The organism is Robertmurraya sp. FSL R5-0851, assembly GCF_038002965.1.
GTDB lineage: Bacteria > Bacillota > Bacilli > Bacillales > Cytobacillaceae > Robertmurraya_A > Robertmurraya_A beringensis.
Genome location: NZ_JBBOOE010000001.1, coordinates 2,209,306 through 2,222,412, shown reverse-complemented (window position 1 = coordinate 2,222,412; position 13,107 = coordinate 2,209,306). Strand labels below are relative to the sequence as shown.

14 protein-coding genes and 2 riboswitches are annotated in these 13,107 nt (G+C 37.6%); of the genes, 11 read left to right on the top strand and 3 right to left on the bottom strand.

All coding sequences use genetic code 11. From position 1 onward, the window contains the following. Window positions 1–65: 65 nt before the first annotated feature. Window positions 66–261, bottom strand: a riboswitch (cobalamin riboswitch). Between the two features lie 80 nt (window positions 262–341). Beyond that, a riboswitch (SAM riboswitch) is annotated at window positions 342–452 on the bottom strand. A gap of 614 nt (window positions 453–1,066) precedes the next feature. From MKX65_RS11260 to MKX65_RS11215, 10 genes are all read left to right on the top strand, one after another. Further along, on the top strand, window positions 1,067–1,531 hold the full coding sequence (locus tag MKX65_RS11260; RefSeq protein ID WP_160548867.1) for a beta-xylosidase family glycoside hydrolase: 465 nt from the start codon (window positions 1,067–1,069) through the stop codon (window positions 1,529–1,531). Between the two features lie 198 nt (window positions 1,532–1,729). Then, a complete protein-coding gene (locus MKX65_RS11255) occupies window positions 1,730–2,401 on the top strand; it encodes an FCD domain-containing protein (protein WP_160548868.1) in 672 nt (223 codons plus the stop codon). A gap of 34 nt (window positions 2,402–2,435) precedes the next feature. Then, window positions 2,436–3,062 (top strand): sulfite exporter TauE/SafE family protein, encoded by a 627-nt coding sequence (locus tag MKX65_RS11250; RefSeq protein WP_340903665.1) that lies wholly within the window; start codon window positions 2,436–2,438, stop codon window positions 3,060–3,062. Next, on the top strand, window positions 2,959–3,219 hold the full coding sequence (locus tag MKX65_RS11245) for a sulfite exporter TauE/SafE family protein (protein WP_340906222.1): 261 nt from the start codon (window positions 2,959–2,961) through the stop codon (window positions 3,217–3,219). Before MKX65_RS11250 ends, MKX65_RS11245 begins: the two co-directional genes overlap by 104 nt. 205 nt (window positions 3,220–3,424) lie before the next feature. Next, window positions 3,425–4,540, top strand: a complete 1,116-nt coding sequence (locus MKX65_RS11240) for an IS4 family transposase (protein ID WP_340902899.1) — start codon at window positions 3,425–3,427, stop codon at window positions 4,538–4,540. 240 nt (window positions 4,541–4,780) lie between these two features. Next, on the top strand, window positions 4,781–5,896 hold the full coding sequence (locus MKX65_RS11235; protein WP_340902901.1) for an IS4 family transposase: 1,116 nt from the start codon (window positions 4,781–4,783) through the stop codon (window positions 5,894–5,896). Between the two features lie 373 nt (window positions 5,897–6,269). Continuing rightward, on the top strand, window positions 6,270–7,706 hold the full coding sequence (locus MKX65_RS11230) for an amidase (RefSeq protein WP_340903664.1): 1,437 nt from the start codon (window positions 6,270–6,272) through the stop codon (window positions 7,704–7,706). Window positions 7,707–7,817: 111 nt separating this feature from the next. Next, complete coding sequence (locus MKX65_RS11225; RefSeq protein ID WP_160548089.1) at window positions 7,818–9,032, top strand: amidohydrolase; 1,215 nt, start codon at window positions 7,818–7,820, stop codon at window positions 9,030–9,032. A gap of 133 nt (window positions 9,033–9,165) precedes the next feature. After that, window positions 9,166–9,873: a DUF5058 family protein gene (locus tag MKX65_RS11220; protein WP_340903662.1), complete on the top strand. Its 708-nt coding sequence runs from the start codon at window positions 9,166–9,168 to the stop codon at window positions 9,871–9,873. A 20-nt stretch (window positions 9,874–9,893) separates the two neighbouring features. Continuing rightward, on the top strand, window positions 9,894–10,610 hold the full coding sequence (locus tag MKX65_RS11215; protein WP_340903661.1) for a small-conductance mechanosensitive channel: 717 nt from the start codon (window positions 9,894–9,896) through the stop codon (window positions 10,608–10,610). 53 nt (window positions 10,611–10,663) lie between these two features. Here the strand turns inward: MKX65_RS11215 and MKX65_RS11210 are convergent, their stop codons facing one another. Together MKX65_RS11210 and MKX65_RS11205 are read right to left on the bottom strand one after the other, a co-directional pair. After that, window positions 10,664–11,119, bottom strand: a complete 456-nt coding sequence (locus tag MKX65_RS11210) for a hypothetical protein (RefSeq protein WP_340903660.1) — start codon at window positions 11,117–11,119, stop codon at window positions 10,664–10,666. Window positions 11,120–11,135: 16 nt separating this feature from the next. Beyond that, window positions 11,136–11,831 carry a hypothetical protein gene (locus tag MKX65_RS11205; protein WP_340903659.1) on the bottom strand — a complete coding sequence of 232 codons (696 nt, stop codon included), beginning with the start codon at window positions 11,829–11,831 and terminating at the stop codon, window positions 11,136–11,138. A gap of 359 nt (window positions 11,832–12,190) precedes the next feature. On the opposite strand from MKX65_RS11205, the gene MKX65_RS11200 reads away from it, so the two are divergent. Further along, window positions 12,191–12,439, top strand: a complete 249-nt coding sequence (locus MKX65_RS11200) for a hypothetical protein (RefSeq protein ID WP_340903658.1) — start codon at window positions 12,191–12,193, stop codon at window positions 12,437–12,439. Between the two features lie 73 nt (window positions 12,440–12,512). On the opposite strand, the gene MKX65_RS11195 is transcribed toward MKX65_RS11200, so the two are convergent. Next, on the bottom strand, window positions 12,513–13,082 hold the full coding sequence (locus MKX65_RS11195; protein ID WP_340903657.1) for a hypothetical protein: 570 nt from the start codon (window positions 13,080–13,082) through the stop codon (window positions 12,513–12,515). Window positions 13,083–13,107 lie beyond the last annotated feature (25 nt).

Here is a 13,107-nt window from a genome sequence, read left to right as displayed (position 1 = left end):
CTAGAGTTGAGACAGTCTGGTTTTCTCAACACGTATTCCTCACTCCTCTCTATACATCCGTAGAGTACAAGTGCATACAACAGACAGGTCTCCTGACTCTGGTTCACAGCTTCTTATCCCTTCCCATTTCATAAATATGAAACAGTGGTTCATTGATAAGTCGCTCCCCATTACAGTGGCGGGACCGTGCCGGATTTTCACCGGGCTTCCCTTTTAAGCTAAGTACATGACATACAAAGCATCTGTTGCATTTTGTATTAAGTTTTAATAGAAAAATATAAATATGGCTTATCTTATAAACAAAAGACCTCTCTATTAAAAAATAGAGAGGTCCTTATCCTCTCTTATTTATCAAAGCTATATGCTTTGCAGGAATTAGCACCTTTTTAACAAATCTGTTAAATGGTTGCCGGGCTTCATAGGGCCTGTCCCTCCACCTCTCTGAATAAGAGTATATTGTATATTGATATTTACATGTTTGAATTTGTTAATCATATTAGCATGTTAAATTCAGGTTGTCAAAAAGAATTTTGAAAATTCTTTGAAACAGATCCGTTTATCCAAGTAAATAGAACATCTCTCAAACTACTAAAGATGTTATCCTTCATGTCCATTTCTGCACCATAAAAAACTCTCCTTATCTTAAGATAACGTGTTTATTTTTGAGGTGTAAAACTGTAAAAGGAAGTACATACACAAAGTTAAAAAGGATTGGAGATGCAAATATGTCTATTTCCTTTATTATTAAAGCACCCGAAAGTGATACAAGTTCATAAGCACTAACTGAGTTTGATAAATAAGCGGAAAAATTTCTCTTAATCTTGAAATTGTACTGAAAATAGCTAAAATAGCCGGAGAGAATCCGACTATTGACTCGAAAATCCAGAAAATGGGTAACTTTGCTTTGCTTAATCGGTTAAACTCCGCTTATATACCCCGAACCAAGCTCTATTCGGGAGCTTAACCGAAAAATTTCCGCTTATACGATTGATTTGGGAAGGAACGGGCGGTGCTCATCCTGAAGGACCTTACCTTTACAATATTAACAGAACCTACTATTTAACGATTGCTGAAGGAGGAACAGAATACTTTTGTTGGCAAAAGACAACAGCACTTTGATTGTAACATCTCCACACTTTTTGAGTTTTCACCAACCGAGGAAGGGGAAGAGGCTGGACTGACCGTCTTCATGAATGAGCGATTTCATTATGAGATCGCGGTGGGAATCCGTAATGGGGTGAAAAAGGTCTTTGTCAGACGTAGGATTGGTTCCCTTTGGAAAGTAGAGTCGGAGAATGAGTATGAACAAGATTCTATTATTCTGTCGGTTCAGGCAGATGCCAAAAACTTTACATTCACTTATCAATCACGGGGTAGGGAGTCGATTACCATAGGTACTGGAGAATGCTGTCTTATATCAACGGAAGTAACAGGTGGATTTACAGGGGTTTTCTTAGGACTTTATGCCACAGGAAATGGATGTGCTTCTAAAAACCCTGCGTATTTTGATTGGTTTGAGTATCGGTTGTAATAGTTCATGGAGCACCATTTCTTAGGGTGCTCTTTTTGGACTTTGGTTTTTTTATTTGTGTAATGGTAAATATGATGTTAAGTGACCTTACATGAATAATGAATTTTGTTAATTGTTAGATTAATATTTTGTACAACAAGTATTTCTGTATGGTCGACAGTCGACAAGAGAGAAATGTATCTCAGGGGAGGTGTAAGAATGAACAATGAGTTATTCAATAATAACGCATTATCAAACTTGATTAAAGAAACAATTATGAGAGATATTCTTTTAGGAAAATTGCTTCCAGGTGAAAAATTGGTAGAAGCCCAATATGCTGAAGCATTTGGTACCAGCAGGGCACCAGTTCGTGAAGCGTTCTATTTGTTAACGGTTGAAGGAATTGTAAAAAGAATTCCTAGGAAAGGAACCGTAGTACGGGGGTTTTCTTCTGAGGAAACAAAGGATTTGATCGAGATTAGATGTTTCCTAGAAAATATGGCTCTTGAAAAATTAAGGAATAAAAATAATGAAAACTATCTCCAAACTATGGAGGATATTATCAATAAAACAAAGGAAATTAATAAACAAAGTTATGAGTATGCGGAACTAAATTACCAATTTCATCAGCAATTGATATTAGCAAGTGAAAGTGAAGTAATTAAATCGAATTACGATCGTTTAGGGAATATCTTGTTATCTATTCAAAATGTAGCATTTATGAAAGAGGAAGATGTTAGAAAATCGATTAGTGAACATGAACAATTAGTTGAATATTTATATGAGAAAAATATTGATGAAGCGAAAAAGTTACTTGATTCTCATAACCGAAGTGTATTTGACAGAGTCGAAAGAAATGTTCAGGTTTACAAAGAACATATTGAGAGCTAATCAATTAATTACAACAAAAAATTAGGAGAGTAGAATGGAGAATATTGTATTGCTGTCAATTGGTATGATTGCAGCTATGTTTGGTTCACTGGTTGGGCTTGGTGGTGGTTTTATTATTGTCCCTAGTTTAGCGCTTTTATATAGTTATCCCGTTGCGGACATTATTGGAACATCCATGGCTGTTTTAGTGTTTATCTCCCTCACGAGTACGTTTGTATTTGCTAAGCAAAAAAGAATCGATTATAAAAGTGGTGGCTTATTTGCATTTGCTATGGTACCGGGTTCTATACTTGGAGCTTGGATAGCCGATTTTATTACAAGTAAGGCATTCTTTATATCTTTTGGATTATTCATGTTATTGATGGCCATCAGCTTAATTGTGAAGCCTAGTAAGGGAATATCCCTCATGCCGACAACGAATAGAACAATAGTAGACTCAACAGGTAAGGAATATTCATATTCTTTTAATCTAAAGGTGGGTACCTTTATTGCCATCCTGGTTGGATTCTTATCGAGTTTATTTGGTATTGGTGGGGGATCGGTCATTGGTTCCAACGATGGTATTATTACTGACCTTTCCTGTGCATATCGCGACTGCAACCTCCTCATTTTTTATTTTGATTACAGCAGTGATCGGATCCATTTCTCATATGATGTTTGACCATATTTTATGGGAGAAAGTTCTATTTCTAGCACTTGGTTCAGTAGTAGGGGGACACTTTGGAGCAAAAATAGCAGCCAAAGTTCCAGAAAAAACAATACTAGGTGTTTTATCTACTTGCTTGATTGTTGTCGCCGTACGATTGATGTTTAATTAATTAGGGTAGCCATGAAATATAACCTAACAAGATATGGATTAGAAAAGATGGAATTAAAGAAAAATCACTAGTGTTGCATTAATTTAATTTCACTATTAAAAATACTCAAAATGTTCAACTTTATTATATTGTGCAAAGAAAAAGTCCTTTATAATGGATAAGTCAGGTGGTAACCCGTCCAAATCCACTAAAAAGGACACATCTCATGGACAAGATTACACGAAAAACTTCATTTGGACAATGGTTTTCACCAATTAATATTCAATTATTTGAAGAACAGGTGAAAACGATGAAATTAGATTACTATACGAAAAAATTAACGACAGAGTCTTTCCTAAAATTACTACTTTTTGCCCAGCTAGAAGAAATCGAAAGCCTGCATGCGCTAGGTGATTGTCTATTCGATGACCAACTTCAAAAAGGGATTGACCTTGATTCGATCAGTATTTCTCAGCTGTCACGGCGATTAAATGGCATGAACCCAGATCTATTTCAAAGGCTTTTCCTTGATTTGGTCGTACAAATTCATGCCAAGACACACTATACGAAACTGGTCATGCCGTTAAAAATCATTGATTCAAGCACATTGCCACTTAATTTGACCAATCATAAATGGGCAAAGTTCCGTAAGACAAAAGCCGGTGTGAAGTTGCATCTACGCCTTGTGTTTATGGAAAAAGGTGCGTCCTATCCAGAAAAAGCAGTCATAACAACGGCAAACGAACATGATCGTGGTCAACTTGAAATCATGGTCGATGACAAGGAATGCATGTATGTGTTTGACCGTGGCTATCTAGACTACGAGCGCTTTGATCGCATGACAGATGGCGGTTACTTTTTTCTATCAAGGCTAAGAAAAAACGCCGTTATACGGGAGGTTTATGATTTTAAACTACCCGAGGATTCCGCTGTTTTATCAGATCAAATGGTCCTGATTGGTACAACCCAAAACCGTGCTGAAAATTACTTTCGCCTTCTAAAAGTGCTTGATTCCAAAGGAAATGAACTCCATTTAATCACCAATCGCTTTGATTTGAACGCTGAAGAAATTTCAGAGATGTATAAATCAAGGTGGGCCATTGAGTTGTTTTTTAAATGGATCAAACAGCACCTTAGCATCAAAAAGTTCTACGGACAAAGCGAATGGGCCATTCAAAATCAAGTGTTTATCGCACTTATCGTTTTTTGCCTACATGTTCTTGTTCAACTTGAGACAAATAGTAAGCGAAAAACCTTAAAAATTAGCCGTTATCTACGGGCTGCCCTTTGGAAACCAGCCCATATTTGGCTCCGAAAAATTGAAGGAAAAGCCATTCCTTGATAAGAAAGTTGTCGTCGTCACACAGGTCTAATTGTAAATAAATTTCCAAATGGATGGAGCCACCTTTGTTGGGTATTTACTTTTTTGGCTCTAAATAGAGAATATAATTAAACTGAAAATTACGAAATTATTTATGCAACACTAGTGGTTCAATATTATTATTTTGTGCAAAGAAAAAGTCCTTTATAATGGATTAGTCAGGTGGTAACCCGTCCAAATCCACTAAAAAAGGACCATCACATGGACCAGATTACACGAAAAACTTCATTTGGACAATGGTTTTCACCTATAAATCTTCAATTATTTGAAGAAAACGTGAAAACGATGAAATTAGATTACTATACGAAAAAATTAACGACAGAGTCATTTCTAAAATTACTACTTTTTGCGCAGCTACAAGAAATTGAAAGTCTGCATGCGCTGGGTGATTGTCTTTTCGATGACCAGCTTCAAAAAGGGATAGACCTTGATTCTATTAGTATTTCTCAGTTGTCACGGCGGTTAAACGGCATAAACCCTGATCTATTTCAAAGGCTTTTCCTTGATTTAGTGTCACAAATTCATGCCAAAACGCATTACACGAAACTCGTGATGCCGTTAAAAATCATTGATTCAAGCACATTGCCACTTAATTTGACCAATCATAAATGGGCTAAATTCCGCAAAACAAAAGCAGGTGTAAAGTTACATTTGCGCCTTGTGTTTATGGAAAAGGGTATATCCTATCCTGAAAAGGCCGTTATGACAACGGCAAAAGAACATGACCGTGGTCAGCTTGAAATCATGGTGGATGACAAGGAATGCATGTATGTGTTTGACCGTGGTTATCTAGACTACGAGCGCTTTGATCGCATGACTGATGATAGCTACTTCTTTCTTTCACGGCTACGCAAAAATGCAGTCATACGGAACGTATACGATTTTAAGCTACCCAAGGATACAGCTGTTTTATCAGACCAAATGGTGTTGATAGGTACGACTCAAAACCGTGCTGAAAATTACTTTCGGCTTCTAAAAGTGATTGACTCAAAAGGAAATGAACTTCATTTAATTACAAATCGTTTTGATTTAAGCGCCGAAGAAATTTCAGAAATGTATAAATCACGGTGGGCCATTGAGCTGTTTTTTAAATGGATCAAACAACATCTCAGCATCAAAAAGTTCTACGGTCAAAGCGAATGGGCGATTCAAAATCAAGTATTTATCGCACTAATTGTTTTTTGCCTACATGTTCTCGTACAAATCGAGACCAGAAGCAAGCGAAAAACCTTACAGATTAGCCGTTATCTAAGGGCTGCATTGTGGAAACCAGCGAATGTTTGGCTTCGAAAGATTGAAGGAAAAGCCATCCCTTAAATATGCAAATTGTCGTCGTTGCAAAAGTCTAATTGTAAATAAATTTCCAAATGGATAGGGCCACCTTTGATTGGGTATTTACTTTTTTGCCTCTAAACAGGGAAGGTGAGTAAACTGAAAATTATGACACTATTTATGCAACACTAGTGAAGAAAAATATGTAATTTAATCTTACAACTATGTAGATGGTAAAAAATTTATCTGCTAGTCTAATAACAACTTAATGGAAAGCTGAATGTTATTCAAAGTAAATTCGCTTGATCTCTAGACAGTGAGAAAGACTCATATAATTAAGTTGATTAGTCAAATAAACTGTCGACAATCGACATACTCAAACCAAGTTTGAGTTTAATAAAAGAAAGGGGCTGTTCATGTGACAAAGGAGATTTGTTTTGAAAGTGCACGAAGTCTAGCCAGTAAGATTCGTGAGCGAAAGCTCTCTGCTCGAGAAGTGGTTGAAGCTCATTTGGAACAAATTAAACAGATAAACCCCACAGTCAATGCCATTGTTTCCCTGGATGAAGAGCGAGCGTTGCATTCAGCTATAATTGCAGATGAAAGGCTTGCTTCGGGAAAAGATGTTGGTCCCCTACACGGTCTACCTATTGCCATTAAAGATACCCACAATGCAACAGGGTTTTTCACTACATATGGATCTCCTATTTTCCGTGAGAACATGGCTTCCTCAGATGATCTTATTGTTGAACGATTACGTGCAGCCGGAGCTATAGTGATTGGAAAGACAAATGTCCCCGAATTTGCTGCTGGCTCACATACTTTCAATAAAGTCTTTGGTGTCACGCGAAATCCCTACAATCCTAAAAAAACAGCGGGAGGCAGCAGTGGTGGCGCAGCCGTAGCCGTAGCATGCGGAATGATTCCGTTAGCAGATGGAAGCGATATGGGAGGATCCTTGAGATATCCGGCTTGTTTTAATAATGTTGTAGGCCTTCGAACCTCGCCTGGGAGGATTCCATATCCTAAGGCAGCGTTATACTCGCCGTTAGGAGTACAAGGCCCTATGGCAAGAGACGTAGATGATGCTGCTTTTATGCTGTCAGTTATTGCTGGACCGGATCATCGTTCACCTCTATCCATTGAGGAACCGGGAAGCGTATTTTCAACCAACTTTAATCGTGATTTGAAAGGATTACGAATTGCTTGGTCAGCCGATTTAGGTGGTATTCTCCCTGTTGAATCTGAAGTGAGAAGAAACCTTGAACAACAAGTTCGTATTTTTGAAGAAATGGGTTGTTATGTTGAAGAAGCATGTCCAGATTTAGGGAATGCTGAAGAAGTTTTCCAAGTCTTACGTGCTTATGAATTTGAGCTTACCTATTCAGATCTTTTTGATCGCTTCAAAGAAATGATGAAACCAAGTTTCATTTGGAATGTGGAAAAAGGACGAAACTTGAACGCCATGAAGATGGGGCGCGCCGAAAACTTTCGCTTCCAACTTTACAATCACATGCGTGCTTTCTTTGAAAAATACGATGCGTTATTATTACCGGTCAGCCAAGTTCCAGCCTTTGATGCAGACATTGAGTACCCAGATAGTATTGATGGCGTCCAAATGGAAAACTATATTGATTGGATGCGGTCTTGTTATTATATTTCTGCTACCGGGAATCCTTCTTTGTCCGTTCCGAGTGGTTTTACAAAAGAGGGACTTCCTCTTGGGATTCAAATTGTCGGCCCACCTAGAGGGGATTATGAAGTATTGAGAATTGGGGCTGCTTATGAACAAGCAACGGGATACGGGAAAATGCGTCCTACACTGGCTTTAAGACAGGATGTAGAACTATCTTAGGTATTATTGAATAGAAAAATGGTCTCTTTTATTTTCTGATAACTAATAATATTCAGTTTAAAGAATGTTATTGGTTTAAATAAATTTTTGATAAAGGGAAGGTGCATTCATATGTTAGATAAGCTTTTTGACAGATTACAAGAATTATATCCAGAAATGGTGGGTTTTCGCCGAGATCTTCATATGTATCCTGAGCTTTCTCATCATGAAGTCAACACACCTAAAAAGGTTGCAGAGTTCCTGACCAAATTAGGAATTGAAGTAAGAACTGAAGTTGGAGGAATTGGAGTTGTTGGGTTATTAAGGGGAGGAAAGCCAGGAAAAACCGTTGCGCTTCGTGCGGATTTTGATGCTCTCCCCATCCAAGAGGAGACGGATATTGAGTATAAATCACGTGTTCCTGGAGTCATGCACGCCTGTGGCCATGATATACATACGGCAGCATTACTAGGGGTCGCTACCGTGTTAAGTGAAAACAAAGACCTAATCCCAGGGAATATCGTTTTCCTCCATCAGTTTGCAGAGGAAGTCATTCCAGGGGGAGCGAAGGCAATGATTGAGGATGGCTGCCTTGATGGTGTAGATGTGGTGTACGGTGCTCACGTTTCATCCATTCAACCTCTGGGACTTATCGGGGTCAAAGAAGGAGATGCGATGGCTGCTGGAGATACGATTGAAATTGAAATTTTCGGTCGAGGGGGACATGCGGCAACTCCTCATTTAACGGTGGACCCAATAACTGTTGGGAGCCAGTTGATCGTAAATTTACAGCAAGTAGTAAGTAGAAAAGTAGACCCTGTGAAACCAGCTGTTGTCTCTATTGCTGCTTTCAACGCGGGTTCAGGATTTAACGTAATTCCAGATAAGGCGAAGATTACAGGAACGGTTCGAACATTCGATGAAGATGTCCGTGATATGATTGAGCAATTGATTGGCGATATTGTCGAATCAACTTGTAAAGGGTTGGGCGCAACCGCTGCGTTTCGATATGTAAGAGGCTATCCAGCTGTTAAAAATGATCCAGCTGAGACAAAACGGTTGGAAGGGTTGGCCAAACATCTATTTGGTGAAGAAAATGTTCATGCCTTACCACCACAAATGGGAATGGAGGATTTCGCGTATTATTTACAAGAAAAACCAGGCACCTTTGTTTACGTTGGCGGTGCTTCAGAATTAATTGAGAAATACCCGCATCATCACCCGAAATTTAATGTTGATGAGCGCTCGATGATTGATATCGGTAAGCTGTTTATCTCTGCTGTATTTGATTATTTAACAGAAAGGGAAAGTAGCCAAACAGAGCTAGTTCAAACCTCAGCAAAGTAAAGCTTAACAAATATTGAGAAAAGGCAATTACTCTATTTTAAAACTTCAAGGTAAAAGGATAGCTCCTATTACCTTGAAGTTAAAAAAGAAACTAGATGGCAAAAAAGTAGTCTACTATTAAGGAGGTCATAAAATGGAAGAGGTATTAACTTTAGCAAACAGTACCCCGGTATGGATTATAGCTAGTGTATTTGCTTTCATTGTCATTTTCCAAGCACTGATCTTTATGCGTATAACTTCAAAAACAGCACCAAGTATTGGAATGACCTCGCTTGAAACGAAAAGAGCGATAAGGACCGGATTTATAAGCAGTCTTGGTCCTTCATTTGGAATTGTTGTCGTTATTATTTCGCTTATTGCAGTCCTCGGTGGTCCGATGACTTTGGCGCGTATCGGAATCATTGGGTCAGCGGCAACTGAATTAACGGCTGCAGGGATTGGAGCGAACGCCTATGGTGTGGAGTTAAACTCATCTGAATTTGGCCTAGTTGCATTTACTAATGCTGTTTGGACGATGTGCCTAGGGGGAACGGGTTGGCTAATTTTTACAGCTTTATTTACAAAGTCCCTAGGGAAAGCACAGAAAAAGATTGAGAAGAAGAATGCGACCATGATAACAATTGTTTCTACTGCAGCCATGCTTGGAGCCTTTGGTTATCTTGCCAGTCAACAAATGGCAAATGGTTTTAGTGAAACATTAACAGTTATTATCTCGGCGGTCATGATGATGATGATCTTAACGTTAGCGAAGAAAATGAATATTCGCTGGCTTTCTGAATGGGCATTGGGTATTTCACTTGTGGTCGGTTTGACGATTGGTTATCTATCGACGCTTATTTAATAATAGGAGGGATGTAACAAATGGCGGTTACAAGGTCAGTAGAAGTTGAAGTGACAAGTAGTGTTGATTTTAGTTCTGACACAATGGGGATGGAAACTTTTCATAAACAGTCCGATTTTTGGGGACGGCTAACTTTATGGACACTTATTGCCGTGTCGTTTGTTCCCCCATTATATTTTTCCTTTATACTAGGGTATCATCCGGGGTGGTCAGCTATTCTTGGAGGTTTAGTCGGTTACGCTGCCTTTGTAGGAGTTATGTGGTTTTTAGAACCGATCACCTACTACCCAATTTTAGGGAAATCCGGTACGTATATTGCATTTCTTACAGGAAATATTGCCAATATGTGTCTTCCATGTGCAGCAGCTGCTCAAGAGTCTGTAGGTGCTGAGCCTGGAACGAAGAAGGCAGAACTCGCTGGTACTTTAGGGATCGCGACCGCTTCATTAACCAATATTATCGTGGTCATTGTATCTGTTTTAGGAGGAACATTCCTTCTTTCTATTATCCCGCAATCCGTTCAAGACGCTCTTCAGTTTATCCTTCCAGCTATCTTTGGGGGCGTTCTTGGTCAGTTCGCAATGAAAAAACCATTATACGGCCTTATAGCACTCTTGATTGGGATGGCCGTTTTGTTTTCCCCAATCATGGCTTTATTTAAGCTCGTATTATGCGTTGTCTTAACGGTAGGCGTTGTGCTTTTTATGGAAAAATTAAAAGGAACTAAAAATGCATAATAAAGTATTTTAAGAGGTCTGTCATTTTGGCAGATCTCTTATTATAGGTACCATTACAGATGTCTTATTCTCGACAGTCCGAGTGCTCCATTTTTCCATAAAATGTTTTCAATCATATGCCATTGATGATTTTCACATCGTATCATTAATACAATTTCAGATGATAAAGATTTTGCTCCTCTTTTATTTCTTTTAATTAATAACATTTTTATTAAAAAGCCTATAAGCAAGCCACTAACTGCACCGATAATGCCCCAAATAATGGGACCCCATTCTAAGATATAGCCATATATTGCTCCTAATAGCATCATACATGTGCCCAATATGGCGGCACCATCAAACAAACTGAGTCCATCTGCTTTATGAATCGAATCAAACAGTTGTCGATGTTCCCTTTTCTTATCAAGTGGAACTGCTAAGATCTGATCATTTGGAACTTCATAAAGTTCCAGTTCAGTTATAATTAATTCAATAGAGATTGAATTTTCAAAGGTAGCAATGACAAACAAAATATTCACACTCCTTTTATATGGGAGGTTTAAAATTCTTATTTTGGTATTTATTTCGTAAGTATAAGGACATTTCTTTTTCAAATAGTTTGTTGTGCTCAACTGCCGACACATAAGAATCATAAATGACAAAAAGGTAGATCGATGGGAAGTATAATGTCCATTGCATATCAAGAATGTCTTTAGCCTGATTAAAATTCCCCAACATGGAAAGGTGTATGGCATGCAGAATATGTCCAAAATAACAAATTCCTACTGTATAAAGAAAAATAAAAAATCCAGATATGACATTATGAAGGTACAAATGTCCGAGACCGGGGAATAGAGCTGACCATACTAAGGCAACCCATGGTTTTCGTTTATCTAAATAGTTCATGTCCCATGCCCCCATTTTTAAAGGCAAAATGGGTGCATCTTCTCGGTCCGCTAAGATATATTGTTTATTTAAATCTATGGTAGTACGATAACTATCCCATATACCGAACATATAAATAGATACATATAGCATTAACCAGCGTTCATCTAATACTTCTTTAGCTTTGTCAAAGTTACCTAATAACGAATATAGGATACCAAGGTTTACATTAGACATTTGATTGATGAATGTTTCCCATAAAATTAAAATAAAGGCAGCAGCATACCGGTGATGCATTAAATGTCCAAATCCAGGATATGAAAATGAAAAAAAAGCTACAACCCATGGATTTTTCAAATGAATTTGACCCGTTGTAAATTGAGATAAAAAAGCCCTTTGTCTTCGGTAGGGAGAGAGTTGATTCATAATTTATTTCGTACCTCGCTGGTTGTATTTGCATATTTGATAATTGTGTTTCCTCTATATTTTACTTTTTACTAAATACTCTATTTTTAAATTCTCCTACTAATAAATTCTTGATTCAATTAAAATTGATAACAAATGGTCAATTAACGAAATAGCAAAAGTTAAGTTTTAAGAGAGGTTATGAAACAATTAAATAACAATCGGTCAAACTGCTGAGTAAAGAAGGGTTATTCCGATAAAAATTGAATTAAATAGAATATTGATAAAGATCTTGATTGGGAGGATTATAAGTGGGCGATATCGATAAAAGAAATCGATTTGACGAAGCTCCATTTAGCTACAAAGTGACTAAAAATAATACGGTTCTTATCGATTATTATGGAAAACAAGTAAAATTATTAAAAGGGAAAGATGCTGAAAAAATATTACAAAAAATTAAAATAGCTCAAGATGAAAAAGCAGTACAACTTATATTGGCAAAGATAACAGGAAATTTTAAAAGAGGAAATGAACGAGTGACGAACCCTAAGAATTTGTGAACATGATCGTCAAAGTTGCAGGAGAACCATTCCTCCTATAGGTGCTCTTTTTAATTTTAACTTCTGGGGCTCATCAAACCGATTGTCTTTTCTTATAATGGTTTACAATATACTGCGTCATCCCATAAGCAACCATTGAAATGGTAAAATCTAAAAAGAATAGATGAACAATGGTAAGTCCCTTAGTGATGGAGACGAGACTTACTAAAATTTCAATTGGTGCAAAAACAAAAGCAAATAAAGCGCTAAGTCCTGTCGTCCATAAAATGAAAGGTTTTTCTTGATTTGTGCAATATTGATAAAGAAGCATAAAGGAAACAGGTAAAATGGATGCAGTTGTTCCAAATGCTTGTGGCAAGAATGGCATGAGGAAATAATAATGGTCTATATAACCTTGTCTTATAAGCGCTAGATCTGTATATGTCCATAAAATATGAACGGTATAACCAAAGAATAGAATTTCAAAGGTTCTATTACGGTCAAGCTTAATCAGAAGCACAACCAATGGAACAAGTAAGCAGAGTAGTAGGAACCAGAACTGCCAGTTTCCCCAGTCAGAATGCTCATGCCAATAAGAATGCATTAGAGAGGTAACTCTCTTACTCGATTCGTTAATTTCCTTCCAATATTGCTTAACTGGCATGTTATCACCTCTTTTTAAGCTGAAA

Coding starts and splice junctions, on each gene's coding strand:
- MKX65_RS11195 (WP_340903657.1), bottom strand. CDS start 13,082: ATGCCAGTTAAGCAATATTGGAAGGAAATTAACGAATCGAGTAAGAGA.
- MKX65_RS11225 (WP_160548089.1), top strand. CDS start 7,818: ATGTTAGATAAGCTTTTTGACAGATTACAAGAATTATATCCAGAAATG.
- MKX65_RS11245 (WP_340906222.1), top strand. CDS start 2,959: ATGGTATTATTACTGACCTTTCCTGTGCATATCGCGACTGCAACCTCC.
- MKX65_RS11250 (WP_340903665.1), top strand. CDS start 2,436: ATGGAGAATATTGTATTGCTGTCAATTGGTATGATTGCAGCTATGTTT.
- MKX65_RS11255 (WP_160548868.1), top strand. CDS start 1,730: ATGAACAATGAGTTATTCAATAATAACGCATTATCAAACTTGATTAAA.
- MKX65_RS11220 (WP_340903662.1), top strand. CDS start 9,166: ATGGAAGAGGTATTAACTTTAGCAAACAGTACCCCGGTATGGATTATA.
- MKX65_RS11215 (WP_340903661.1), top strand. CDS start 9,894: ATGGCGGTTACAAGGTCAGTAGAAGTTGAAGTGACAAGTAGTGTTGAT.
- MKX65_RS11235 (WP_340902901.1), top strand. CDS start 4,781: ATGGACCAGATTACACGAAAAACTTCATTTGGACAATGGTTTTCACCT.
- MKX65_RS11240 (WP_340902899.1), top strand. CDS start 3,425: ATGGACAAGATTACACGAAAAACTTCATTTGGACAATGGTTTTCACCA.